16 protein-coding genes are annotated in these 22,622 nt (G+C 71.8%); 7 read left to right on the top strand and 9 right to left on the bottom strand.

Annotated elements, in window-relative coordinates; translation table 11 throughout:
• Positions 1 to 165: 165 nt before the first annotated feature.
• From glgB to AB0A74_RS37955, 4 genes are all read right to left on the bottom strand, one after another.
• The gene (glgB, locus tag AB0A74_RS37940; protein ID WP_358257337.1) at positions 166 to 2,373 is read right to left on the bottom strand and encodes a 1,4-alpha-glucan branching protein GlgB; all 2,208 of its coding nucleotides are present in this window, start codon (positions 2,371 to 2,373) and stop codon (positions 166 to 168) included.
• Positions 2,370 to 3,719, bottom strand: a complete 1,350-nt coding sequence (locus tag AB0A74_RS37945; protein WP_358257359.1) for an aminoglycoside phosphotransferase — start codon at positions 3,717 to 3,719, stop codon at positions 2,370 to 2,372. The genes glgB and AB0A74_RS37945 overlap by 4 nt, the downstream gene beginning before the upstream one ends.
• An 8-nt stretch (positions 3,720 to 3,727) precedes the next feature.
• Entirely contained in the window at positions 3,728 to 5,539 is a 1,812-nt protein-coding gene (treS, locus tag AB0A74_RS37950; protein WP_358257339.1) for a maltose alpha-D-glucosyltransferase, read from the bottom strand.
• 91 nt (positions 5,540 to 5,630) lie between these two features.
• Complete coding sequence (locus tag AB0A74_RS37955) at positions 5,631 to 7,610, bottom strand: alpha-1,4-glucan--maltose-1-phosphate maltosyltransferase (protein ID WP_358257341.1); 1,980 nt, start codon at positions 7,608 to 7,610, stop codon at positions 5,631 to 5,633.
• 812 nt (positions 7,611 to 8,422) lie between these two features.
• On the opposite strand from AB0A74_RS37955, the gene glgP reads away from it, so the two are divergent.
• Together glgP and AB0A74_RS37965 are read left to right on the top strand one after the other, a co-directional pair.
• Positions 8,423 to 10,993, top strand: a complete 2,571-nt coding sequence (gene glgP, locus AB0A74_RS37960) for an alpha-glucan family phosphorylase (RefSeq protein WP_358257342.1) — start codon at positions 8,423 to 8,425, stop codon at positions 10,991 to 10,993.
• A 340-nt stretch (positions 10,994 to 11,333) separates the two neighbouring features.
• Entirely contained in the window at positions 11,334 to 11,711 is a 378-nt protein-coding gene (locus AB0A74_RS37965; RefSeq protein ID WP_358257344.1) for a hypothetical protein, read from the top strand.
• A 610-nt stretch (positions 11,712 to 12,321) separates the two neighbouring features.
• On the opposite strand, the gene AB0A74_RS37970 is transcribed toward AB0A74_RS37965, so the two are convergent.
• The 4 genes from AB0A74_RS37970 to glgX all read right to left on the bottom strand — a co-directional run bounded on the left by AB0A74_RS37970 (position 12,322) and on the right by glgX (position 16,884).
• On the bottom strand, positions 12,322 to 13,434 hold the full coding sequence (locus tag AB0A74_RS37970; protein WP_358257346.1) for a hypothetical protein: 1,113 nt from the start codon (positions 13,432 to 13,434) through the stop codon (positions 12,322 to 12,324).
• Between the two features lie 36 nt (positions 13,435 to 13,470).
• A complete protein-coding gene (locus tag AB0A74_RS37975) occupies positions 13,471 to 13,842 on the bottom strand; it encodes a rhodanese-like domain-containing protein (RefSeq protein ID WP_358257361.1) in 372 nt (123 codons plus the stop codon).
• 11 nt (positions 13,843 to 13,853) lie between these two features.
• Complete coding sequence (locus AB0A74_RS37980) at positions 13,854 to 14,435, bottom strand: cysteine dioxygenase family protein (protein WP_358257348.1); 582 nt, start codon at positions 14,433 to 14,435, stop codon at positions 13,854 to 13,856.
• 319 nt (positions 14,436 to 14,754) lie between these two features.
• On the bottom strand, positions 14,755 to 16,884 hold the full coding sequence (gene glgX, locus AB0A74_RS37985; RefSeq protein ID WP_358257349.1) for a glycogen debranching protein GlgX: 2,130 nt from the start codon (positions 16,882 to 16,884) through the stop codon (positions 14,755 to 14,757).
• A 142-nt stretch (positions 16,885 to 17,026) separates the two neighbouring features.
• Here glgX and AB0A74_RS37990 point away from each other — a divergent pair, with 142 nt between their 5' ends.
• From AB0A74_RS37990 to AB0A74_RS38005, 4 genes are read left to right on the top strand one after another with little or no spacing between them, the layout of a single operon-like run.
• A complete protein-coding gene (locus AB0A74_RS37990) occupies positions 17,027 to 17,803 on the top strand; it encodes an ABC transporter ATP-binding protein (protein WP_358257363.1) in 777 nt (258 codons plus the stop codon).
• A gap of 57 nt (positions 17,804 to 17,860) precedes the next feature.
• Positions 17,861 to 18,640 carry an enoyl-CoA hydratase-related protein gene (locus AB0A74_RS37995; protein WP_358257350.1) on the top strand — a complete coding sequence of 260 codons (780 nt, stop codon included), beginning with the start codon at positions 17,861 to 17,863 and terminating at the stop codon, positions 18,638 to 18,640.
• Positions 18,630 to 19,583, top strand: a complete 954-nt coding sequence (locus AB0A74_RS38000) for a class I SAM-dependent methyltransferase (RefSeq protein ID WP_358257352.1) — start codon at positions 18,630 to 18,632, stop codon at positions 19,581 to 19,583. Before AB0A74_RS37995 ends, AB0A74_RS38000 begins: the two co-directional genes overlap by 11 nt.
• A 1-nt stretch (position 19,584) precedes the next feature.
• The gene (locus tag AB0A74_RS38005; RefSeq protein WP_358257353.1) at positions 19,585 to 20,739 is read left to right on the top strand and encodes a class I SAM-dependent methyltransferase; all 1,155 of its coding nucleotides are present in this window, start codon (positions 19,585 to 19,587) and stop codon (positions 20,737 to 20,739) included.
• Here AB0A74_RS38005 and AB0A74_RS38010 read toward each other — a convergent pair.
• Positions 20,736 to 21,686, bottom strand: coding sequence for a nucleoside hydrolase (locus tag AB0A74_RS38010; RefSeq protein ID WP_358257355.1), 951 nt, complete (start codon positions 21,684 to 21,686; stop codon positions 20,736 to 20,738). The genes AB0A74_RS38005 and AB0A74_RS38010 overlap by 4 nt on opposite strands.
• Positions 21,687 to 21,721: 35 nt before the next feature.
• Here AB0A74_RS38010 and AB0A74_RS38015 point away from each other — a divergent pair, with 35 nt between their 5' ends.
• Positions 21,722 to 22,465, top strand: coding sequence for an acyltransferase (locus AB0A74_RS38015; protein ID WP_358257357.1), 744 nt, complete (start codon positions 21,722 to 21,724; stop codon positions 22,463 to 22,465).
• Positions 22,466 to 22,622 lie beyond the last annotated feature (157 nt).

Genomic DNA, 22,622 nt, shown 5'->3' on the forward strand with positions numbered 1-22,622 from the left:
CACAAAAAATTCGGCTGCACCCGACCAAAAGTGTGGTAGCCCTTCGGGCAGGTCATACGGTGGGGAACACGAAGGCCCCTTGTGGCTGGGAGCCCAACCCAAATCCGCCGCTGCGCGGCGGGCCGCGCTAAGCGCGGCGGAAGCCGCGCTTAGCGCGAGAGCCGGTTACGGTCGTGGTTTGGTGGCGTCGTCCGGGTCCAGGGCCTTGCGGCGTTCGTTCCCCACCTCCGGCGCCAGCCACAACACCCCCGCCGGGGGCAGTTGCAGCACCGCGGAGGCGGGCCTGCCGTGCCACGGCTTCTCCTCGGCCTCCACCCCGCCCATGTTCCCCACCCCGGACCCGCCGTAAGCCGACGAGTCCGTGTTCACGACCTCACGCCAGCGCCCCGCGACCGGCAACCCCACCCGGTAGTCGTGGTGCGGCATGCCGGCGAAGTTGGCCACGCACGCGAGCAGTGACCCGTCCTCGCCGATGCGGACGAAGCTCAGCACGTTGCCCGCCGAGTCGTTCGCGTCGATCCACGAGAACCCCTCGGGCCGGTTGTCCTGGCTGTAGAGCGCCGGCGACTCCCGGTACACGGCGTTCAGGTCGGCCACCAGCGCCCGGATGCCGGCGTGGTACGGGTTGTCCAACAGGTGCCAGTCCAGCGACCGCGACTCCGACCACTCGCCCTGTTGCCCGAACTCGCCGCCCATGAACAGCAACTGCTTGCCCGGGTGCGCCCACATGAACGCCAGCAACGACCTCAGCCCGGCGGCCTTGTTCCAGTCGTCGCCGGGCATCCGGGCCCACAGCGAGCCCTTGCCGTGCACCACCTCGTCGTGCGACAGCGGCAGGACGAAGTTCTCGCTCCACGCGTACACCAGCGAGAACGTGATCTCGTTGTGGTGGAACGACCGGTGGACGGGCTCGCGGGACAGGTAGTGCAGGGTGTCGTGCATCCAGCCCATGTTCCACTTGAACCCGAACCCCAGCCCGCCCAGGTGGGTCGGCCGCGTGACGCCCGGCCACGCCGTGGACTCCTCCGCGACCATCACCACGCCGGGGTGTCGCTTGTAGACGGTCGCGTTCAGCTCCTGCAGGAACCGCACCGCGTCCAGGTTCTCCCGGCCGCCGTACTGGTTGGGCAGCCACTGCCCTTCCTGCCGCGAGTAGTCCAGGTACAGCATCGAGGCCACCGCGTCGACCCGCAGGCCGTCGATGTGGAACTCCTCGATCCAGTACAGCGCGTTCGCGACCAGGAAGTTGCGGACCTCGTTGCGCCCGAAGTCGAACACCAGGGTGCCCCAGTCGGGGTGCTCGCCGCGCCTGGGGTCCTCGTGCTCGTAGAGCGCCGTGCCGTCGAAGCGGGCCAGCGCCCACGAGTCCTTCGGGAAGTGGGCGGGCACCCAGTCCATGATCACGCCGATGCCGTGGCTGTGCAGGACGTCCACGAAGTACCGGAAGTCGTCCGGCGAGCCGAAGCGGGACGTCGGCGCGTAGTACGACGTCACCTGGTAGCCCCACGACCCGCCGAACGGGTGCTCGGCGACGGGCATCAGCTCGACGTGCGTGAACCCGTTCTCGACCACGTACGACGACAGCTCGTCGGCCAGCTCCCGGTACCCCAGGCCGGGCTTCCACGACCCCAGGTGCACCTCGTACACGCTCATCGGGGCGTTGATCCACGCCGTGGCGTCGCGCCGGGCCGTCCACTCGGTGTCGCCCCACTCGTAGGTGGACTTCGTGACGACCGAGGCGGTCTGCGGCGGGGTCTCGGTGGCGAACGCCATCGGGTCGGCCTTCTCGTGCCACGCGCCGTCGCGGCCGAGGATGCGGAACTTGTACCGCGTCCCGGCGGGGATGCCGGGGATGAAGACCTCCCACACGCCGGACGACCCCAGCGAGCGCATCGGGTTGGCGCGGCCGTCCCAGCCGTCGAAGTCGCCGCACACCCGCACGCCGCGCGCGGTCGGGGCCCACACCGCGAACGACACGCCGCTCACCACGCCCGACGCCGTCTCGTAGGTCCGCACGTGCGCGCCCAGCACGTCCCACAGCCGTTCGTGCCGGCCCTCGCCGATCAGGTGCAGGTCCAGCTCGCCGACCGTGGGCAGCCACCGGTACGGGTCGTCCACCTCGACCGCGGCGCCGGGGTAGGCGACCTCCAGCCGGTAGTCGCCGGGGTGCTCGGGCAGCCCGCCCTCGAACAGGCCCTCGGCGACCCGGTCCAGCTCCCACGTCTTGTCGCCGGCCACCAGGGACACCGCCGTCGCCCCGGGCCGGAACGCCCGCGCCACCACCTCGCCCGAGGCCAGGTGGTGCACGCCGAGCACCGAGTGGGGGTCGTGGTGCGCCCCCGCGAGCAGCCGGTCGATGTCCTGTGGGTTCATCGCTTTCCCTCTCCCGTGATCCGCGCGATCGACGACAGCGGCACCGTCAACCACTCCGGCCGGTTCGCGTGCTCGTAGGAAACCTCGTACACGGCCTTGTCCAGCTCGAAGGCCCGCAGCAGGTAGCCCCGCTTGCGCGGGTCGCCCACCGAGGACGCGGCGGCCTCCGCGTAGCCCTCGGTGAAGGCCGCCCGGTTGCGCCGCGACCACTCCAGCGCGCGCACGGCGAGCTGGTGGTCCTCCGGCTGCCCGACCAGCAGCTGGTGGGCCGCGTAGTCGAACGACCGCAGCATGCCCGCCACGTCCCGCAACGGCGAGCGCAACGCCGTGCGCTCGGCGATCGGCGCGCCCGGCTCGCCCTCGAAGTCGATCAGCAACCACCCGTGGACGGTGCGCAGCACCTGGCCCAGGTGCAGGTCGCCGTGGATGTGCTGGATGGCGATCGCGCCCGGCGTGTCCCGGGCCGCCTCGAACGCCTCGCGCAGCGCCGGCACGTACGGCCGCAGCTCCGGCACCGCCGCCACCACCGAGTCCAGCCGCGCGGTCATCGCCCGGACGGTCTTGTCGATGTCGTCGGCGTCGGCGTGCTGGGTGCCCAGCGCGCGCTCCAGGTCGGCGTGCACGGTGGCCACGGCCTGGCCCAGCCGCTGCGCCTCGCCCGCGAAGTCGCCGCCCACCTCGTCGGCGTGCAGGTCGCCCTCGGCCATCAGGTCCCGCACGCTGGTGGTGGCCATCGCCCAGCCGTCCACGGCGTCGGGCAGGAACTGCTGGAGCATGCCGACCGTGGTGACCTGGCCGTTGAGCCGGCCGGTGATCGAGCCGAGCGGCCTCGCGATGTGCTCGCAGCCCACCCGGTGCAGGGCGCGTTGCAGCACCAGGTCCGGGTTCTCGCCCAGGGTGAGCTTGCGGAACAGCTTGAGGATGTACTGGCTGCCGAACACCAGCGACGTGTTGGACTGCTCGGCGGTGATCGGCCGGCCGCGCAGCCCCTTGTTCAGCGCCACGTCCGGCTCGTGCTCGAACACCAGCCCGTCCACGGTCGCGCCGTCGGCGAGCAGGTCGAGCAGTCGCCCGGCCAGCTCCGGGTCGCCGGTCGCGTCGTGGTTGTCCACGGTGTCGCTGACCAGCAGCTGGTAGGGCTCGCGCCGGTCGGGCTGCTCGACCTCGACCACCAGGTGCACCAGCACCGGGTCGGCCTCGCTCAACACCGTCGTCCGCAGTGGACGGACGCCGGTGACCGGCCGGTCCTTGCCGCCGAACCACCGCTGCGCGGGCAGCAGCCCCGGCAGTTCGGCCACCACCTCGTCCACCAGCGTGCGGGGATCGGTGCTCGTCCGCGGGTTCATCTCGGTGCTCACCTCGCCTCGCCCTCGTCGCCGGCCTCCACCAACTGGAACCAGTAGAAGCCGTGGCCCGGCAGGGTGAGCAGGTAGGGCAGCTCGCCCACGGTGGGGAAGTGCACCCCGCCCGTCAGCTCCACCGGCCGGGTGCCGCGGTGCTCCGACAGGTCCAGCTCCACCGGCTGCGGGAACCGCGACAGGTTGTTCACGCACACCACGATGTCCTCGTGGCCGTCCGGGCGGCGCCAGCGCCGCCGGTAGGCCAGCACGCTGGGGTTCGAGCCGCCCAGGTCGTGGAAGTCGCCCTCGGCGAACGCGTGGTGCTGCTTGCGCACCTCGATCATCCGCCGGGTCCAGTTCAGCAGCGACGACTGGCTGTTGAGCTGCGCCTCCACGTTGAGGCCCTGGTAGCCGTACACCGGGTCCATGATCACAGGCAGGTAGATCCGCCCGGGGTCGCAGGAGGAAAAACCTGCGTTACGGTCCGGCGTCCACTGCATCGGCGTGCGGACCGCGTCCCGGTCGCCCAGCCAGATGTTGTCGCCCATGCCGATCTCGTCGCCGTAGTAGAGGACGGGCGACCCGGGCAGCGACAGCAGCATCGCCGTGAACAGCTCTTGCTGGTTGCGGTCGTTCTCCAGCAACGGCGCGAGGCGCCTCCTGATGCCGATGTTCGCCTTCATCCGGGGGTCTTTGGCGTACTCGGCGTACATGTAGTCGCGCTCTTCGTCGGTGACCATCTCCAGCGTCAACTCGTCGTGGTTGCGCAGGAAGATGCCCCACTGGCAGCCGTCGGGGATCTGCGGCGTCTGCGCCAGGATCTCCGAGATCGGGAACCGGGACTCGCGGCGCACCGCCATGAAGATGCGCGGCATCAGCGGGAAGTGGAACGCCATGTGGCACTCGTCGCCGCCCACCTCGGGGTTGCCGAAGTACTCGACCACGTCCGAGGGCCACTGGTTGGCCTCCGCGAGCAGCACCCGGCCGGGGTACTCGTCGTCCACGACCTTGCGGCAGCGCTTGAGGAAGTCGTGGGTGCGCGGCAGGTTCTCGCAGTTGGTGCCCTCCTGCTCGAACAGGTACGGCACGGCGTCCAGGCGGAACCCGTCGATGCCCAGGTCCAGCCAGAACCGCAGCGTGTCCAGCATCGCCTCCTGGACGTCGGGGTTCTCGTAGTTCAGGTCCGGCTGGTGGGAGAAGAACCGGTGCCAGAAGAACTGGCCGCGCACCGGGTCGTAGGTCCAGTTCGACGTCTCGGTGTCCACGAAGATGATCCGCGCGTCCGGGTACTTCGAATCGTCGTCGCTCCACACGTAGTAGTCGCCGTACGGGCCGTCGGGGTCCGAGCGCGACTGCTGGAACCACGGGTGGGCGTCGGAGGTGTGGTTGAGCACCAGGTCGGTGATCACCCGGATGCCGCGCCGGTGCGCCTCGTCGAGCAGGTAGACGAAGTCCTCGACGGTGCCGAACTCCGGCAGCACCGAGCGGAAGTCGGAGATGTCGTAGCCGCCGTCGCGCAGCGGCGAGGCGTAGAACGGCGGCAGCCACAGGCAGTCGACGCCGAGCCACTCCAGGTAGTCCAGCCGGGAGGCGAGCCCGCGCAGGTCCCCGGTGCCGTCGCCGTTGGAGTCGCTGAACGCGCGCACCAGCACCTCGTAGAACACCGCGCCCTTGAACCAGTCCGGTTCGCGCGGCGCGAGCCTGGCCGAGCGGAAGTCCTCCGCCTGGGGCTCGACCAGGAGGCCATCCGCGCCGATGGCCTCCCCGGTGTGCGGCACGCCTTCCAGTCCGGTCAGCGCGGCGTCGGGTCGGGGGTCTTCTGCCATGTGCTCCACCTCGTCCCACCTCATCGGGGGTACGTCTGATCGTCCCCCGCGTGCGGCCACGGGGGACTTGAGTAGTCGACGGGCTTGCCTGCTAGCTGCTGAACCTGCGCTGCACGGCCACGACGTGCGCCGACGCGCGCCAGGGTTCGAGCCGGACGTAGTTGGCCTGCCCCCAGTCCCAGGTCTCCCCGGTGACCTCGTCGTGCGCGATCAGCCGTTCCGGCCAGTCGTAGCCGAGCGAGGGCAGGTCCAGCCACACGGTGCCGTCCTGCGCGTTGTGCGGGTCCAGGTTCACCACCACGACCACCGTGTCGCCGCTGCCCGGGTCCTGCTTGGAGTAGGCGATGAGCGCGGGGTTGTCGACGTGGTGGAAGCGGAGTGTTCGCATCTGCTGCAGCGCCGGGTGCGCCCGCCGGATGGTGTTGAGCTTGCGCAGCCACGGTTCCAGCGAGCGGCCCTCGGCCACCGCCTTCGCGTAGTCGCGCGGGCGCAACTGGTACTTCTCCGAGTTCAGGTACTCCTCGCTGCCCTCGCGCACCGCCTGGTGCTCGAACAGCTCGTAGCCCGAGTACACGCCCCACGTCGGCGACAACGTCGCGGCCAGCGCGGCGCGCAGCGCGAACATGCCGGGGCCGCCGTGCTGGAGGGACGCGTGCAGGATGTCCGGCGTGTTGACGAACAGGTTCGGCCGGGCCTCGTCCCAGTGCTCGACCAGTTCGACGCCGAACTCGGTCAACTCCTCCTTGGTGGTCCGCCAGGTGAAGTAGGTGTAGCTCTGGGTGAAACCGAGCTTGGCCAGCCCGTAGAGCCGGGCGGGCCGGGTGAACGCCTCGGACAGGAACAGCACGTCCGGGTGGGCGTCCTTCACCGTCCAGATCAGCCACTGCCAGAAGTCCGGCGGCTTGGTGTGCGGGTTGTCGACCCGGAAGATCCGCACCCCGTGGTCGACCCAGTGCAGCACGACCCGCAGCACCTCGTTGTAGATGCCCTGGGGGTCGTTGTCGAAGTTGACCGGGTAGATGTCCTGGTACTTCTTCGGCGGGTTCTCCGCGTAGGCGATGGACCCGTCCGGGCGGGTGGTGAACCACTCCGGGTGCTTGAGCACCCACGGGTGGTCCGGCGCGCACTGGAGGGCGAGGTCGAGCGCGACCTCCAAGCCCAGCTCGCCGGCGCGGGCCACGAAGGCGTCGAAGTCCTCGATGGTGCCCAGCTCGGGGTGGATCGCGTCGTGGCCGCCCTCGTCCGCGCCGATCGCCCACGTCGAGCCGGGGTCGTCCTCGGTGGCGGTGAGGGTGTTGTTGGGGCCCTTGCGGTTGACCCGGCCGATCGGGTGGATCGGCGGCAGGTAGGCCACGTCGAAGCCCATCGCGGCGATGCGGTCGAGCTCCTTGGCGGCGGTGGCGAACGTGCCGTGCACCGGGACGCCGGACTCGTCGACCCCGCCGGTGGAGCGGGGGAAGAACTCGTACCAGGAGCCGAAGGCGGCGCGCTTGCGGTCCACCCAGACCTTCTGCGCCTTGCCCTTGGTGATCAGCTCGCGGACCGGGTGGTCGTGCATGACCTGCCGGACGTCCTGGGCCAGCGCGGGCGCGACGCGTTCGGGCAGCGGCCGGTCCTCGTCGCGCAGCGCGGCGGCGGCGTTGAGCAGCAGCGGCTTGTCCTTGCGCCGGTCGGGTCGGCGGGCGACGCGGTCCAGCAGCCGGGCGCCGGTCTCCAGGTCGTTCTCCAACTCGCCGGCGCCCTGGCCGGCGGCGATCTTGACCTCCACGGCGTGCAGCCACGTGGCCCACGGGTCCGACCAGGCGTCGACGCGGAACGTCCACGACCCCTCGGCGTCCGGGACGATCGTGGCGATCCACCGGTCCAGCCCGACGCCCAGCGGCGTCATCCGGGTTTGTCTGGCGACCCGGTCACCCGGCCCACGCCACGTCACCGTGGCGGCGACGGCGTCGTGGCCCTCGCGCCACACCGTCGCCTCGACCGGGACGTGCTCGCCGACCACGGCTTTGGCCGGGTACCGGCCACCGCTCACGGTCGGGGTCACGTCGTCGATACCGAGTCGTCCGCTCATCGGCAGCGCCCCTCTCACCTGGTGTGACGCTTGCACGGTCAAGTTTGCCCGGCACGGTCGCGCGCGTCGTCACCGGGGACACCCACCTGGAGTTCCTACCCCGTCTGGTTGGATCGCACACTTGGGGACTTGATCGATTCCCGCGATGCAGACACTCGTCCCACATGCCGGATCGTGTGTCACACGGCCGGGGGAGCGAACGTGAACTTCCTCTTCGTCGGCGCTCGGCGACCCCGGCCGGTCCACCGCCCTGATCACGCCCGTTGTCGCGGCGCCGCTCTTCGCGCCGGTGCGCGTTGTCGCGGTGGTGGTGTGACCGGATTGCCGAACGGGTGGATTCCGGACACCGCAGGGGAGTGAGTCGGTTCGGCCGCCGCTACCGGCGGTTCATGTTGACCTCGTTCAGGTACGTCGGTCCCAAGGGCCTGTTCGTGATCGGCGTCCACCCGCGGCGGCTCCGGACCGGGTCGTCCAGTGGGGCGTCGGGTGCCCGCCCGCCCGCGGATGATCGCCGACCCGGTTTTCGCCGGCCGGCGGGCGGTTACCCCGAAGGCGGCCACGGCCGTCGAAGGGCGCCGCGGCGCGGCCGGTCGTGGGGCCTCGAACGGGCCGCGCCGGCCGCCGAGACGGTCGTGCTCGCCACCGATCGGCGGAACGGGTGACTCCGCACCCGTGCGTTGCCGCGAACACCGCCAACTGTGTACGAAAGAACACGCGAGGGGCCGTCCGCGCTGGTAGAGCTGGATCGGTCCCTGCATCGGTCCGGGTGACCGTTGCTCCGCACCGCTGGATGGGGGATAAGGTCCGACGCCATGCGAGCACTCCGCCGGTTCACCGTCCGAGCCAGCCTGCCAGAGCCGCTGTCCGCACTGGGCACGCTCGCCCTGAACCTGCGCTGGACCTGGCACCAGCCGACGCAGGACCTGTTCGCCTCGATCGACCCCGCCCGGTGGTCGGAGAGCGCCGACCCGCTGCGGCTGCTGTCCACGGTCGAGCCGGAGCGGCTGGAGGGGCTGGCGCGCGACGAGCAGTTCCTCGCCCACACCCGCGCCCTGGCCGACGACCTGCACCGCTACCTCACCGGGCCCCGGTGGTTCCAGCGGCGCCAGGACGAGGTGCAGCAACGGCGTGAGCACGGCAACTACGAGCTGAGCCCGCTGCCGTCGGCCATCGCCTACTTCTCGATGGAGTTCGGCGTCACCGAGGCCCTGCCGAACTACTCCGGCGGCCTCGGCGTGCTCGCGGGCGACCACCTCAAGGCCGCGTCCGACCTGGGCGTCCCGCTGATCGCGGTCGGCCTGCTCTACCGGTCGGGCTACTTCCGGCAGGCGCTGTCGCTGGACGGCTGGCAGATCGAGCACTACCCGGTGCTCGACCCGCGCGGCCTGCCGCTGGAACTGCTCACCGAACCCTCCGGCGCGCCGATCCTGGTGCACGTGGCCATGCCCGGCGACCGGGTGCTGCGCGCCAAGATCTGGAAGGCCCAGGTGGGCCGCATCCCGCTGCTGCTGCTCGACTCCGACGTCGAGGAGAACGACGAGGACCTGCGGGGCGTCACCGACCGCCTCTACGGCGGCGACCAGGACCACCGCATCCGCCAGGAGATCCTGGCCGGCATCGGCGGCGTGCGCGCGGTGCGGACGTTCTGCGACCTCACCGGCCACCAGAGCCCCGAGGTGTTCCACACCAACGAGGGCCACGCCGGGTTCCTCGGCCTGGAGCGCATCCGCGAGCTGGTCACCGGCGAGGGCCTGGACTTCGACCAGGCGCTGGCCGCCGTCCGCGCGGGCACCGTGTTCACCACGCACACCCCGGTCCCGGCGGGCATCGACCGGTTCCCGGTGGACCTCGTGCAGCACTACTTCGGCGCGGAGACGCTGCTGCCGGGCGTGAACACCCAGCGCATCCTCGCGCTGGGCGCGGAGGAGAACCCGGGCCTGTTCAACATGGCCCACATGGGCCTGCGGCTCGCGCAGCGCGCCAACGGCGTGTCCAAGCTGCACGGCAAGGTCAGCCGGGACATGTTCCGCGGCCTGTGGCCGGGCTTCGACGTCACCGAGGTGCCGATCGGTTCGGTCACCAACGGCGTCCACGGGCCGACGTGGGCGGCCACCGAGATGAGCCGCCTGCTCGGCGAGTCCGAGGACACGGGCGTGGGCCTGCGCGGCTTCGAGCCGGTCACCGACCAGCGGCTGTGGGAGCTGCGCAACGACCTGCGCGGCAAGCTGGTGGACGAGGTGCGCCGCCGGACCCGCCAGTCGTGGCTGCAGCGCGGCGCGTCGGCGTTGGAGCTGGGCTGGACGGACTCGGTGTTCGACCCGGACGTGCTCACCGTCGGCTTCGCCCGCCGCGTCCCCACCTACAAGCGGTTGACGCTGATGCTGCGCGACCCGGAGCGGCTGCGGACCCTGTTGCTGCACCCGGAACGGCCCGTGCAGCTGGTGGTGGCGGGCAAGTCGCACCCGGCCGACGACGGCGGCAAGGCGCTGATCCAGCAGATCGTGCGGTTCGCCGACGACGCGGGCGTGCGGCACCGGATCGTGTTCCTGCCCGACTACGACATGTCGATGGCCCGGTACCTGTACTGGGGCTGCGACGTGTGGCTGAACAACCCGATGCGCCCGCTGGAGGCGTGCGGCACGTCCGGCATGAAGTCGGCCCTCAACGGCGGTCTCAACCTGTCCATCCGGGACGGCTGGTGGGACGAGCTGTACGACGGCAGCAACGGGTGGGCCATCCCGACCGCCGACGGCGTCACCGACCCGACCCGCCGCGACGACCTGGAGGCCGCCGCCCTCTACGACCTGCTCGGCAACCAGGTCGCGCCGCTGTTCTACGACCGAGGCGAGAACGGCGTGCCTACGCGGTGGCTGTCCATGGTGCGGCACACGCTGGCGTCGCTCGGCCCGGCCGTGCAGGCGTCGCGGATGGTGCGGGAGTACGTGGAGAGCCTGTACGCGCCCGCCGCGTCGTCCGCCGCGTCCGTGGTGGGCGAGGGGTACCGGGGCGCGAAGGAGCTGGCGGCCTACCGGCAGCGGCTGCGGGCGTCCTGGACGCGGGTGCGGGTGCTGGACTCCGACCTGACGCTGAACGGGTCGGCCGCGCCCCTGCTGGGCACGTCGGTCGGGGTGCGGGCGCGGATCGAGCTGGCCGGGCTGGAGCCGTCCGAGGTGGACGTGCAGGTCGTGCTGGGCAAGGTCGGCGACTCCGACGAGCTGTACGACGTGGTCACGCACACCATGCACTACTCGGGCAACGGCAACTACGACATCGAGGTGCCGCTGCCGCACGCGGGGGCCGTCGGCTACACGGTCCGCGTGCTGCCGCGCCACGACCTGCTCGCGTCACCGGCTGAACTGGGTCGCGTCGTGCTGGCGGGTTAGCTCACCTGGACGGATGACCGCCGGTCACGGCCGGCGGTCATCCGCTTTCCTCCGTCGGGGCGGCGTTATGCCATCCGGTGAACTCGCCGCGGTGCGGGGTCCGGGACGACGTGCACGGGCTTACGCTTTTTTCGCGTGGAATAGGTTCCCCCCCGGTGCAGCCCCTGGTCCCCCGGTGCAACGCAGAACCGCGAGAGGAAGCGTGGGCCCGGTGAAGAAATTCGCGTCAACCGCATCGTTGCTAGTCGTCCTGGTGGCCGCGGCGGTCGTTCCGGCCGCGACCGCCGAACCGTCGCGCGCGTCGGCGCCACCCGTCGCGTGCGCCGGCTTGGTGCAGCAGTTGTCGGACACCCTGAAGAAAGTCGTCGGCGCGCTGACAGGCGTGCCGCCCGCACCGGCCACGACCGCCGCGCCGCTGGGTGAGGCGGTGGGGTTGCTGACGGCGTTGCAGGGGGCCAGGTGCCTGCCGGCCGCGGGGGCGGCTCCCCTCGCGCACAACGCGTCCGAGCAGTGCCTGTCGAACACGATGAACGTGTTCGCCTCGGTGTTCGGCGTGCTGGGCGCGGTCGTGCCGGGCGCCCCGGCCGCGGGGGACGTGCCGACCTTGCTCAAGCAGGTGTCGGCGTTGCTGAAGAACCTGGGCGACGCGCTGGAGAACTGCGGCCTGCCCGAACCGTCGGGCGGCCTGCCCACCGCCCCGAGCCCTCCGGTGCGGTAGCGCGTCACCGGAAGTCGCCGGCCGCCGGAGCCGCTCACCCGAGCCCTCCGCACCCCGGCGCGCATTGCCCCACTACCGCTCACATACCGCGAGCGATAAGTGAGCGGAACCTTTGCGCACCACTCCTCCGGGCGACAGTTCACCCGACACCGGAAATTTGTGAGTAATGTCAGGCGGACCGGTCGCACGCGCAAGACCGGGGCGCGGGGGCCGGGGACACGCGCCGTCCCCGGCCCACCTTCCATTAGCGGAATGCACTCCCACCCACCGAAATTGTCGTACCCGCGTGGGAGAATGGATACCGGGGGCCGGCGGCCGGCCCCAAGCCTTCCGCGGGCCGCCCCGAACCGACCGGAACGCACCCGAACACCACGAGCCGCACCCGCCACCGCCCGCCCCCGCCGGGCTGCTCTGCGCGCACGACTTCCGCCGCCGCTTCGGCCGCCGCACCGCGCCCAGGTCGCCGCACCGCGCCCAGGTCGCCGCACCGCGCCCAGGTCGCCGCACCGCGCCCAGGTCGCCGCACCGCGCCCAGGTCGCCGCACCGAGCCTGGGCCGCCGGCGCCACCCCACCTGCCCGGCCGTCCTCACCCGCCCCGCGGCCCCGTCGTCAGCTGATGTCGAGGCGGGCGCTGGTTTCGGCGACCCGGGGCATCCAGCCCGCCAGGGCGCGGGCCTCCTCCAAGGTCCGCCGCGCCGCCGCGTTGTCCCCGGACGCCATCTGCGCCCGGGCGAGCGTGGCCAGCGCGTCGGCTCGGCTCAGCGTCGTCTCCGCGGTCTGCCGCGCCTGCCCGGCCAGCACGATCGCGCGCGGCACGTCGTCCTCCAGCAAGGCGAGCTGGGCCAGGGTCGCCGTCGCCCGGTACCGCGGGTACCCGAGCTGCACCGCACCGTCCGACGCGCGCTTCGCCGCACCCAGCCCGACCTCCAGCGGCAGCTGGCCGGCCTCCATCGCGTTCGCCGTCGAACTCGCCATCTGCGCCATCACGAACGCCATGTCCCGCTGGTCCAGGTCCGTCCGCCCGACCAGGTTGCTGACCATGTGCAGCGCCTCGGCGTACCGCGTCCGCATCGTCAGCACGGACACCTTCGTCCCGATCGCGGACAGCAGCGTCGGGTGCGCCGCCATCAGCCGCTCGGCCACCTCCTCGGCGCGTTCGAGGTCGCCCGCCTCCAGGGCGTCCGACGCGGCGGTCACCAGCGGCGCGGCTTCCAGTTCCGCGACCACCCGGCCCTTCAGCCTCGGCAGGGTGAACAGGAACCAGCCCGCCGACGTGCCACCCGCGCCCCGGCGCGGCACGAGGGCGTTGACGACCACCGCCGTCCCGGCCACCGCGAGCCCCCGCCCGAACGGCCCGGTGAGGAACACCCAGCACGCGGCCACGACCCCGGCGGTCAGCAGCACGGACGTCAACGACGTCAGCCACATCCGCCGCCGCACCGGCGCGCGCCCGGCGGTGATGCCCACGGACATCAGCACGGGCACGTTCCGCAGCACCACCCGCAGGCCCGGCCGGTGCCACGTGCGGACCTCACCGCCGACGCCGATCACCACCGCCGTCACCCGCGCGCCCCACGCGAGCGCACCGAGCAGCAGCCCGATCTCCAGCAACGCCAACGCGGCGAGCGCGCCGCACGCGGCACCCGCGAGGCCGACCGGGGCGGAGCGGTGGTCCCAGACCACCAGGACGAGGACGACGACCGCCGTCAGCACCTTCCACACAAGCCTGAAGACGCTACCGCTCCGCCGGCGGTTCCCTCAGGTCACCGCCTCGCTCGCGCCCGGCCGCACCGGCAGCCCGGCGGCGGCGTACGCGCGGAACCCGCCGACGAGGTCGGTCGCGTGGGGCAGCCCGACGCGCTGGAGGTCGCGGGCGGCGAGGCTGGACGCGTAACCCTCGTTGCACAGCACGACGACGGTCGTGTCGGCGTCGAACCCGGGGATGCGGTGGTCGCCGTTCGGGTCCAGCCGCCACTCCAGCACGATCCGCTCGACCGCGACCGAGCCGGGGATCTCCCCTTCGGCGGCCCGGTTGTGCCGGGGGCGGATGTCCACGAGGAGGGCGTTCTCCAGGTGTTCCAGTTCGGCGGGCGTCACGCGGCGCAGCTCGCGCCGGGCCTCGTCCAGCAACGCTTCGGCGCTCACGGCCCCTCCTGGTCGGCCAGCTCCCGCAGCCGCTCCAACGGCAGGCGTCGCGCGGGTAGAGGCGGGATCTCGGGTGGGATGTCCAGCAGGCTCGGGTACTCGCGGGTCGGCACCAGCGGCGGCGAGTAGGCGTGCACGCTGGCCGCGCCGACGGTACCCGTGTTGGTCACCTGGTGCGCCCGGCCGGCCCCGAACCCGATGGCGTCCCCGACCTCCCGCGTGACCGACCGGACCGGGCCGCCGGGGTAGCGGTAGTCCTCGGCGAGGCGTCCGGTGAGGACGGTGAACGAGCCGGCCGCGCCGCCGTGGTCGTGCGGTTCGGTGCCCTGGCCGGGCAGCCAGGACAGCAGCCACAGCTCGACGCCCTCGGTCAGGCCGAGGCGGGCCCACCAGCGCCGCTCGGGGTCGTACCGGAGGACGGACAGCAGCGGGGTGGTCAGCTCGCTCGCGACGACGGAGGTCAGCTCGCGCAGTTCGCGCGGGGTCCAGAGGGCTCGGTCGGGGTGGATGAGGTCGCGCAGGAGGGGCACGTCGAGCGCCGGGTGCAGGTCGGCGCGCAGTGCGAGGGCGGAAGTCACGGTGGAGTCGCTCCTGATGGCTACGGTCGGGCTCGGGTAGCGATCACGACGCGACGTGGGCGGGCGGGGGTCAACCCGCCGGGGGCCGGAACGCCGGCCCGCCACGCCGCGTCCGGGTACAGCCGCACGACGCCACCAGCAGGAGGTCGATCGTGCGGTCACACCAGGTGAGCAACGGCGGAGCCACGCGCGCATACTGCCACGCCGACGCGGGCCGCCGCACCCGCTCCCACCAGCCAGGATTCCCTCGGACCCCGACGCACCGGCCCGTGCCCGAGCACGCGCGCCATCACCGCGAGCGACCGGCTCGCGCGGTGTCTCAAGCAGGCCTGCGGGCGGGTTCGGGGACCCTCAGCAGCAGCAGGGAGCGGGAGGTGAGGGTGAGCCGGGTGAGCGGCGGGTGCGGGTGCGGCGAACGCGGCGTGCCGTCGGGGGTGGTGGTGTCCAGGGCCGGGATGTAGTGGGCGCCGTACTCCGGGCCCGGCAGGGTGACCTCCTGGCGGGTCGGGCCGGCGTTCAGCAGCAGGAGCCAGGAGTCGTCGCGCACCAGCTCGCCGTCCCGGGTGCGGGACAACGACGTGGAGCCGTCGATCCACATCCCCAGGAACCGCCGGCTGTCGTCGAACCAGTCCGTCTCCGCCATCTCCTCCCCGTCCGCCCGGAACCACACCAGGTCCGGCGCGCCCGACGGGGTGGTGCGGCCGTCGAAGAACTCCGGTTGCCGCAGGGCCGGGCTGTCCGCGCGCAGGCCGATCACGCGGCGGGCGAAGGCGAGCATCGACTCCGCCTCCGTCGACAGCTTCCACTCCACCCACGACGTCTCGTCGTCCAGGCAGTACGCGTTGTTGTTGCCGCCCTGCGTGCGCCACAGCTCGTCGCCCGCCGTGAGCATCGGTGTGCCGGTGGAGAACAGCAGGGTCGCCAACAGGTTCCGGGCCTGCCGGGACCGCAGCGCCAGGATCGCGGGATCGGTCGTCTCGCCCTCGACCCCGCAGTTCCACGACCGGTTGTCGTTGGTGCCGTCGCGGTTGTCCTCGCCGTTGGCCTCGTTGTGCTTCTCGTTGTAGGACACCAGGTCCCGCAGCGTGAACCCGTCGTGCGCGGTGATGAAGTTGATCGACTGCCACGGCCGGCGCAGGTCGTCGGCGTAGAGGTCCGACGACCCCGACAGGCGGTACGCCAGGTCGCGCACGCCGGTGTGGCCGCGCCAGAAGTCCCGGACCGTGTCGCGGTACCGGCCGTTCCACTCCGCCCACTGCACGCCGAAGTCGCCCACGCGGTAGCCGTCGCCGGTCGCGTCCCACGGTTCGGCGATCAGCTTGCACCGGGACAGCACCGGGTCGGTCGTGATCGCCGTGAGCATGGCCGACGCCCGGTCGAACCGGCCGCCGTGCGGGCGGCCCAGGGTGGAGGCGAGGTCGAAGCGGAAGCCGTCCACGCCCAGTTCCGTGGTCCAGTACCGCAGCGAGTCGGTGACCAGGCGCACCACCTGCGGCGACCCGGCCTCCAGCGTGTTGCCGCACCCGGTGATGTCCAGCGTGCTGCCGCCGCCCTCGATGTGCAGGTAGTAGCCCGGCGCGTCGAAACCCCGGAACGACAGCGTGGGCCCCTCCGGGCCGCCCTCGCACGTGTGGTTGAACACCACGTCGATCAGGACCTCGATGCCGGCCGCGTGCAGGGCGGCGACCATGGTCCGGAACTCCTCGATCTCCCGCCCCGGCTCGCTCGCGTACCCGGGGTGCGGCGCGAAGTAGCTCAGCGGCGAGTAGCCCCAGTAGTTGTGCCGGCCGTCGCGGATCAGGGCCGGTTCGTCGACGAACGCGTGGACCGGCAGCAGCTCCACCGTCGTCACGCCCAGCCGCACCAGGTGCTCGACCACCGCCGGGTGCGCCAGCCCCAGGTAGGTGCCGCGCAGGTGCGGCGGCACGGCCGGGTGGCGCTTGGTGAACCCGCGCACGTGCAGCTCGTAGACCACCGCCTCCTCGAACGGCACCTCCGGCTTCACGCCCGTGTCCGGCCCGCCCGGCGAGGTCACCACCGACAGCGGGACGCTGCCCAGCGAGTCGACCGACGACGGCGGCCCGTGCATCGGGTCCACCGCGTACCCGAGCGCCGCCCCCAGGTCGGTGAACGCGCCGGTGATCCGCCGCGCGTACGGGTCGACCAGCAGCTTCGCCGGGTTGCACCGCAGCCCGCGCGCCGGGTCGTACGGCCCGTGCACGCGGTAGCCGTAGCGCTGGCCCGGTGTGACACCCGCCACGAGACCGTGCCACACCCCGAACGTGCGCTCGGTCAGCTGCACCCGCCGCTCGGCGCCGTCCTCGCTGATCAGGCACACCTCGACCGCGTCGGCGGGCGGCGCGGACACCGCGAACCGCACACCACCGGCTTCGGGGTGCGCGCCCAGCGGGAACGGCCGGCCGGCGAGCGGGGACGAGTCGAGTGCCATGCCCCGATCTTCCCAGGGACGGGCGACGAAGTGGGGATGACCGCCCTGCCGCCCGCGCGCGTCGGGTGGTGCACAAGAATGTCGGGAGCTGGGCATCGACGGGGCGAGGGTTGGCGTGGAAAACGAAGATCTGGTCATCCACATGCAGGGTGTTTCGGTTCGACGGGGCAAGACCACGCTGGTGGGGGACGTCGACTGGAGCGTCGAGCTGGACGAGCGGTGGGTGGTGCTCGGTCCCAACGGCGCGGGCAAGACGACGTTGCTTCGGCTTGCCGCCGCGGAGCTGCACCCGACCAAGGGCAAGGTGCACCTGCTGGGCGAGCGCATCGGCAAGACCGACGTGTTCGAGCTGCGCCCGCGCATCGGGCTGTCGTCCGCGGCGCTCAACGGGCGCATCCCGGCCGAGGAGAAGGTGTCCGACCTGGTGGTCAGCGCCGGGTACGCCGTGCTGGGCCGCTGGCGCGAGGAGTACGACCAGCTCGACACCGGCCGGGCCAAGGAGCTGCTCGCGCAGTTCGGCATCGACCACCTGGCCGACCGCACCTTCGGCACCCTGTCCGAGGGCGAGCGCAAGCGCACGCTGATCGCGCGCGCCCTGATGACCGACCCGGAGGTGCTGCTGCTCGACGAGCCGGCCGCGGGCCTGGACCTGGGTGGCCGCGAGGACCTCGTGGCGCGGCTGTCGGAGCTGGCCCTGGACCCGGACGCGCCGGCGACCGTGCTGGTCACGCACCACGTCGAGGAGATCCCGCCGGGCTTCACGCACGTCCTGCTGCTGCGCGAGGGCTCGGTCGTGGCGCAGGGCCTGCTGGAGGACGTGCTGACCGAGGAGAACCTGTCCAAGACGTTCGACCAGCCCCTGGAGCTGCAGAAGTCGGGCGACCGGTACTTCGCGCGCCGCAAAGCTACCCAGGGGTAACCTCCCCTTGGCCCATCGACGCGACGCGGCGTCGGCAGACGACACGGAGGGTGTTTCGTGGCTGAGTTCGTGAACCTCGAAGTCGAGGACGGGATCGGCACCATCCGGCTGGACCGGCCGCCGATGAACGCGCTGAACCGGCAGGTCCAGGAGGAGATCCGGGCCGCCGCGCAGGAGGCCGCGCGGCGCGCCGACGTCTACTCGGTGATCGTCTACGGCGGCCCGAAGGTGTTCGCCGCCGGCGCGGACATCAAGGAGATGGCCGACCAGTCCTACGTCGACATGCAGGCCAAGGTCAGCGCGTTCCAGTCGTCGCTGCGCGCGGTCGAGGAGATCCCCAAGCCGACCGTGGCCGCGATCACCGGCTACGCGCTGGGCGGCGGGTTCGAGCTGGCCCTGTGCGCCGACCGGCGCATCGCGGGCGACAACGCCAAGGTGGGCCAGCCGGAGATCCTGCTCGGCGTCATCCCGGGCATGGGCGGCACGCAGCGCCTGCCCCGGCTGATCGGCCCGTCCAAGGCCAAGGACCTGATCTACACCGGCCGGTTCGTCGGCGCCGAGGAGGCCCTGCGCATCGGCATGGTGGACGAGGTCGTCGCGCCGGACGACGTGTACGAGGCCGCCAAGCGGTGGGCCGGCCAGTTCGTCAACGGCCCCGTGGTCGCCTACGCCGCGGCCAAGGCCGCGATCGACGGCGGGCTGGACACCGACCTGGGCAACGGCCTGAAGCTGGAGAGCCAGCTGTTCGCCGCGATGTTCGCGACCGAGGACCAGAAGACCGGCATGGCGTCGTTCATCGAGAACGGCCCGGGGAAGGCGAAGTTCAGTGGCCGTTGATCCCAAGCCGAACCCGCACGCCACCGCCGAAGAGGTCCAGGCGGCGTACCAGGACCCCAAGCTCGCCAACGTGCTCTACCACGACTGGGAAGCCGGCACGTACGACGAGAAGTGGTCCATCTCCTACGACGAGCGCTGCATCACCTACGCCAAGGACCGCTTCCGCGCCGTCGCGGGCGACGTCGGCCCCTACGAGCACGCCCTGGAACTGGGCTGCGGCACCGGTTTCTTCCTGCTCAACCTCATGCAGGGCGACGTCATCCGCAAGGGCTCGGTGACCGACCTGTCGCCGGGCATGGTCGAGGTGGCGTTGCGCAACGCCAAGAACCTCGACCTGGACGTGGACGGCCGGGTCGCCGACGCCGAGCGCATCCCGTACGACGACAACACGTTCGACCTGGTCGTCGGGCACGCCGTGCTGCACCACATCCCGGACGTGGCGGCGGCCATGCGCGAGGTGCTGCGCGTGCTCAAGCCGGGCGGCAAGTTCGTGTTCGCGGGCGACCCGACCGACATCGGCAACTTCTACGCCCGCAAGCTGGGCCAGTTGACGTGGTGGCTGACCACCAACGTCACCAAGCTCGCCCCGCTCAACGACTGGCGGCGCCCGCAGGAGGAGCTGGACGAGTCCTCCCGCGCGGCGGCCCTGGAAGCGGTCGTGGACCTGCACACGTTCGACCCGTCGGACCTGGAGCGCACGGCGCGCGGCGCGGGCGCGGTGCACGTCAAGGCGGTCACCGAGGAGCTGTCGGCGGCGCTGTTCGGCTGGCCGGTGCGCACGTTCGAGGCGGCCGTGCCGCGCGAGAAGCTGGGCTTCGGCTGGGCGATGTTCGCCTACCGCACCTGGCAGCGGCTGTCGTGGCTGGACGAGAACGTGCTGGCGAAGGTGCTGCCGCGGGAGGTCTTCTACAACGTGTCGGTGACGGGCCGCAAGCCGGTCTGACGTGGGCTACGCGTTCAGCCTGGACGACGTGGCGTACCTGCGTTCCGACGCCGGGTGCGCCGCGTTGTCGGCGTTGGCCGACCTGCCGCTGACGCCCGCGTCGCGGCTGGCCGACGTGCGGCGAGCGAAGCAGGTGTCCCCGGACCACTCGGGCGCGGTGCTGGAGACCGTGCTGCTGCGCCGCAAGGCCGCGGCCAAGGTGGACTTCGCGGACGGCCTCTACACCGACGACGCGCTGCAACAGGCCACGCCGCGCGCGGTCGCCGAGCACCGGGCGCGGCGGTTCGCCGGGCGGGTCGCGCACGACGTGACGTGCTCGATCGGGGCGGACCTCGCCGCGCTGCCCGAGGGGTCGTTCGGCTCCGACCTGGACCCCGTGCGGGTGGCGATGGCCCGGCACAACCTGGGCGGTTCGCGCGCGGTGCTGCGGGCGGACGCGGTGCGGCCGGTCTCGCGGGACGTGCCCGTGGTGGCCGACCCGGCGCGCCGGGACTCCGCCGGGCGGCGGACGTGGCGCCCCGCCGACTTCGCCCCGCCGCTGGACGAGTTGGCCGCCGCCTACGCCGACCGGGACCTGGCCGTGAAGTGCGCGCCGGGAGTGGACTTCGCCGTCGCGCCGTGGGCCGACGAGGTCGAGCTGGTGTCGCTGGACGGGCATGTGCGCGAGGCGTGCCTGTGGACGCGGGGACTGGCCACGCCGGGCGTGACGCGGCGGGCGTCCGTGCTGCGGTCCACCGGCGAGGAGTGGACGATCACCGACGCCGAACCCGACGACTGCCCGGTGAGCGAGCCGCGGGAGTGGCTGGTGGACCCGGACGGCGCGGTGGTGCGGGCCGGGCTGGTGCGGCAGTACGGGTGCAGGCACGGCTTGGCGCAGTTGGACGAGCGGATCGCCTACCTGACCGGGGCCGTGCCGCCGCCCGGGATCCGCGCGTTCCGGGTCGTGGAGCACGGCCACTACAGCGAGAAGTCGCTGCGGGCCGTGCTGCGCGCGCACGACGTGGGGAAGCTGGAGATCCTGGTGCGGGGGTTGGACGTGGACCCCAATGCGTTGCGGCCCAGGCTGAAGTTGGTTGGTGGCGGGTCGATGACGGTGGTGCTGACCCGTATCGGGCGTCGTCCGGTGTACCTGTTGGCGCACGCCGAGCGCACTTAGGCGTTCTTGACGCCGAGCGTGCTCAGGCGTTCGAAGAGGAACTCGCGCAGGGCGTCCAGGTCGGTGTCCACGGCGATGTCGACGCCGTCCTCCTTGGGCGTCTCCAGCCGTTCGTCGACCAGCAGCCCACCCCGGCCGGGCCCGAACGCGCACTCCACCTCGACCGGGAACCGTTGCGTGGTCAGGATCCCCGGTCGAACCGCCTCGGCCACGGCGACCGCGTCGTGCACCGCCATGCCGTCCCAGCCCAGGAACCGCCGGTAGGTGGCCAGGTAGTCCGGGGTGAGCCCGACCAGCGTCGACCCGACCTCGGACGACTCGCCGACCTGCCGCAGCCACTCGGCGCTCACCGCGCACCGCTTGGTCAGGTCCATGGTGACCAGCGTGGTCGGGACCCGTTCCTCGACCAGCACCCGCCGCGCCGCCTCCGGGTCGCACCACAGGTTGAACTCGGCCGCGGCGGTGATGTTGCCGCCCCTGATGCCTCCTCCCATCACCACTAGACGCGCGATGCGCTCTTTAAGGCGCGGGTGTGCGGCCAAGAGCAGAGCGATGTTCGTCAAGGGTCCGATGGGGACGATGGTGACCGGCTCCTCGGACGCCTCCAGGAGGTCCTTCAGGAGCGTTACCGCGTCCCTTGAGTCCACCTTGGCGGTCGCTTCGGGCAGGGTGTCGGCGAACCCGGACAGCCCGTCCGCTCCGTGCGCGCGGGAGACGTGCGGCTGGGGGTGCACCAGCGGCCGTTCCGCGCCCATCGCCACCGGGACGTCGTCGCGGCCGAGCAGGGTCATCAGGCGCAGGGCGTTGCGGGTGGTCTTGTCCAGCGAGACGTTGCCGAACACGGTCGTCACGCCGAGGAGGTCCACCTCGGGACTGGCGACGGCCACGGCGAGCGCGAGGGCGTCGTCCACGCCCGGGTCGGTGTCGATGATCAGGGGGATCGTCACGCACCCCATCCTGCCGCGCGGGTTACAGTGCCCGCGTGACGAGCATGTGGGGTGCGCCGATGTGGACGAGGTGGCGTCGGAACCGACGTGACCCGGCGCAGGCGCGGTTCCTCACGGTGGCCTCCCTGAAGTGGGTCCTGCGCCACCGGGCCTACACGCCGTGGTACCTGGTGCGCTACTGGCGGTTGCTCCGCTTCCGGTTGGCCAACCCGCACGTCGTGCTCAGGGGGATGGTGTTCCTCGGGAAGAACGTGGAACTCCACTGCCGTCCGGGCTACGGACGCCTGGAGATCGGCCGCTGGGTCCACATCGGCGACGGCAACGCCATCCGCTGCCACGAGGGTTCGCTGCGCATCGGCGACAAGGCGGTGTTCGGCAAGGACAACACCGTCAACTGCTACCTGGACGTGGAGATCGGCGCGGCCACGCTCATCGCGGACTGGGTCTACATCTGCGACTTCGACCACGTGACCGCGGACGTCAACCTGCCGATCAAGGACCAGGGCATCGTGAAGTCCCCGGTGCGCATCGGGCCGGACTGCTGGCTGGGCACGAAGGTCACGGTGACGCGGGGGACGCGGATCGGGCGCGGGTGCGTGCTGGGCGCGCACGCGGTGGTGCGGGGGGACGTGCCGGACTTCAAGATCGCGGTCGGGATCCCGGCGCGGGTGGTGAAGGACCGGCGCGAGGACTACGAGGCGGACGCGGTTCGGCGGGCGGCGGTGGAGGACATGGCTCGCAAGGCTCGGGAGGCTTTGGAGAAGTCTCAGCACTCTTGATCTTTGTGCGCTTCGGAGAACAAAAGCGAAGAGCGAAGAGCGGAGAGCGGAGAGCTGAAAGCGAAAGATCAAAAGCGGCGCTCGCCGCGCGGCAGGCCCCCGGGGGTGGAAGGGCGTCGGTTCGTTCCCCGTACGGCCTGCCGGAGGCAACCACCCT

It is taken from the genome of Saccharothrix sp. NPDC042600 (assembly GCF_040647305.1).
GTDB lineage: Bacteria > Actinomycetota > Actinomycetes > Mycobacteriales > Pseudonocardiaceae > Actinosynnema > Actinosynnema mutabilis.

Bases quoted from the DNA above. Each gene is read 5' to 3' on its own strand.
- glgB (WP_358257337.1), bottom strand. From the start codon at position 2,373: ATGAACCCACAGGACATCGACCGGCTGCTCGCGGGGGCGCACCACGAC.
- AB0A74_RS37945 (WP_358257359.1), bottom strand. From the start codon at position 3,719: ATGAACCCGCGGACGAGCACCGATCCCCGCACGCTGGTGGACGAGGTG.
- treS (WP_358257339.1), bottom strand. From the start codon at position 5,539: ATGGCAGAAGACCCCCGACCCGACGCCGCGCTGACCGGACTGGAAGGC.
- AB0A74_RS37955 (WP_358257341.1), bottom strand. From the start codon at position 7,610: ATGAGCGGACGACTCGGTATCGACGACGTGACCCCGACCGTGAGCGGT.
- glgP (WP_358257342.1), top strand. From the start codon at position 8,423: ATGCGAGCACTCCGCCGGTTCACCGTCCGAGCCAGCCTGCCAGAGCCG.
- glgX (WP_358257349.1), bottom strand. From the start codon at position 16,884: ATGGCACTCGACTCGTCCCCGCTCGCCGGCCGGCCGTTCCCGCTGGGC.
- AB0A74_RS37990 (WP_358257363.1), top strand. From the start codon at position 17,027: ATGCAGGGTGTTTCGGTTCGACGGGGCAAGACCACGCTGGTGGGGGAC.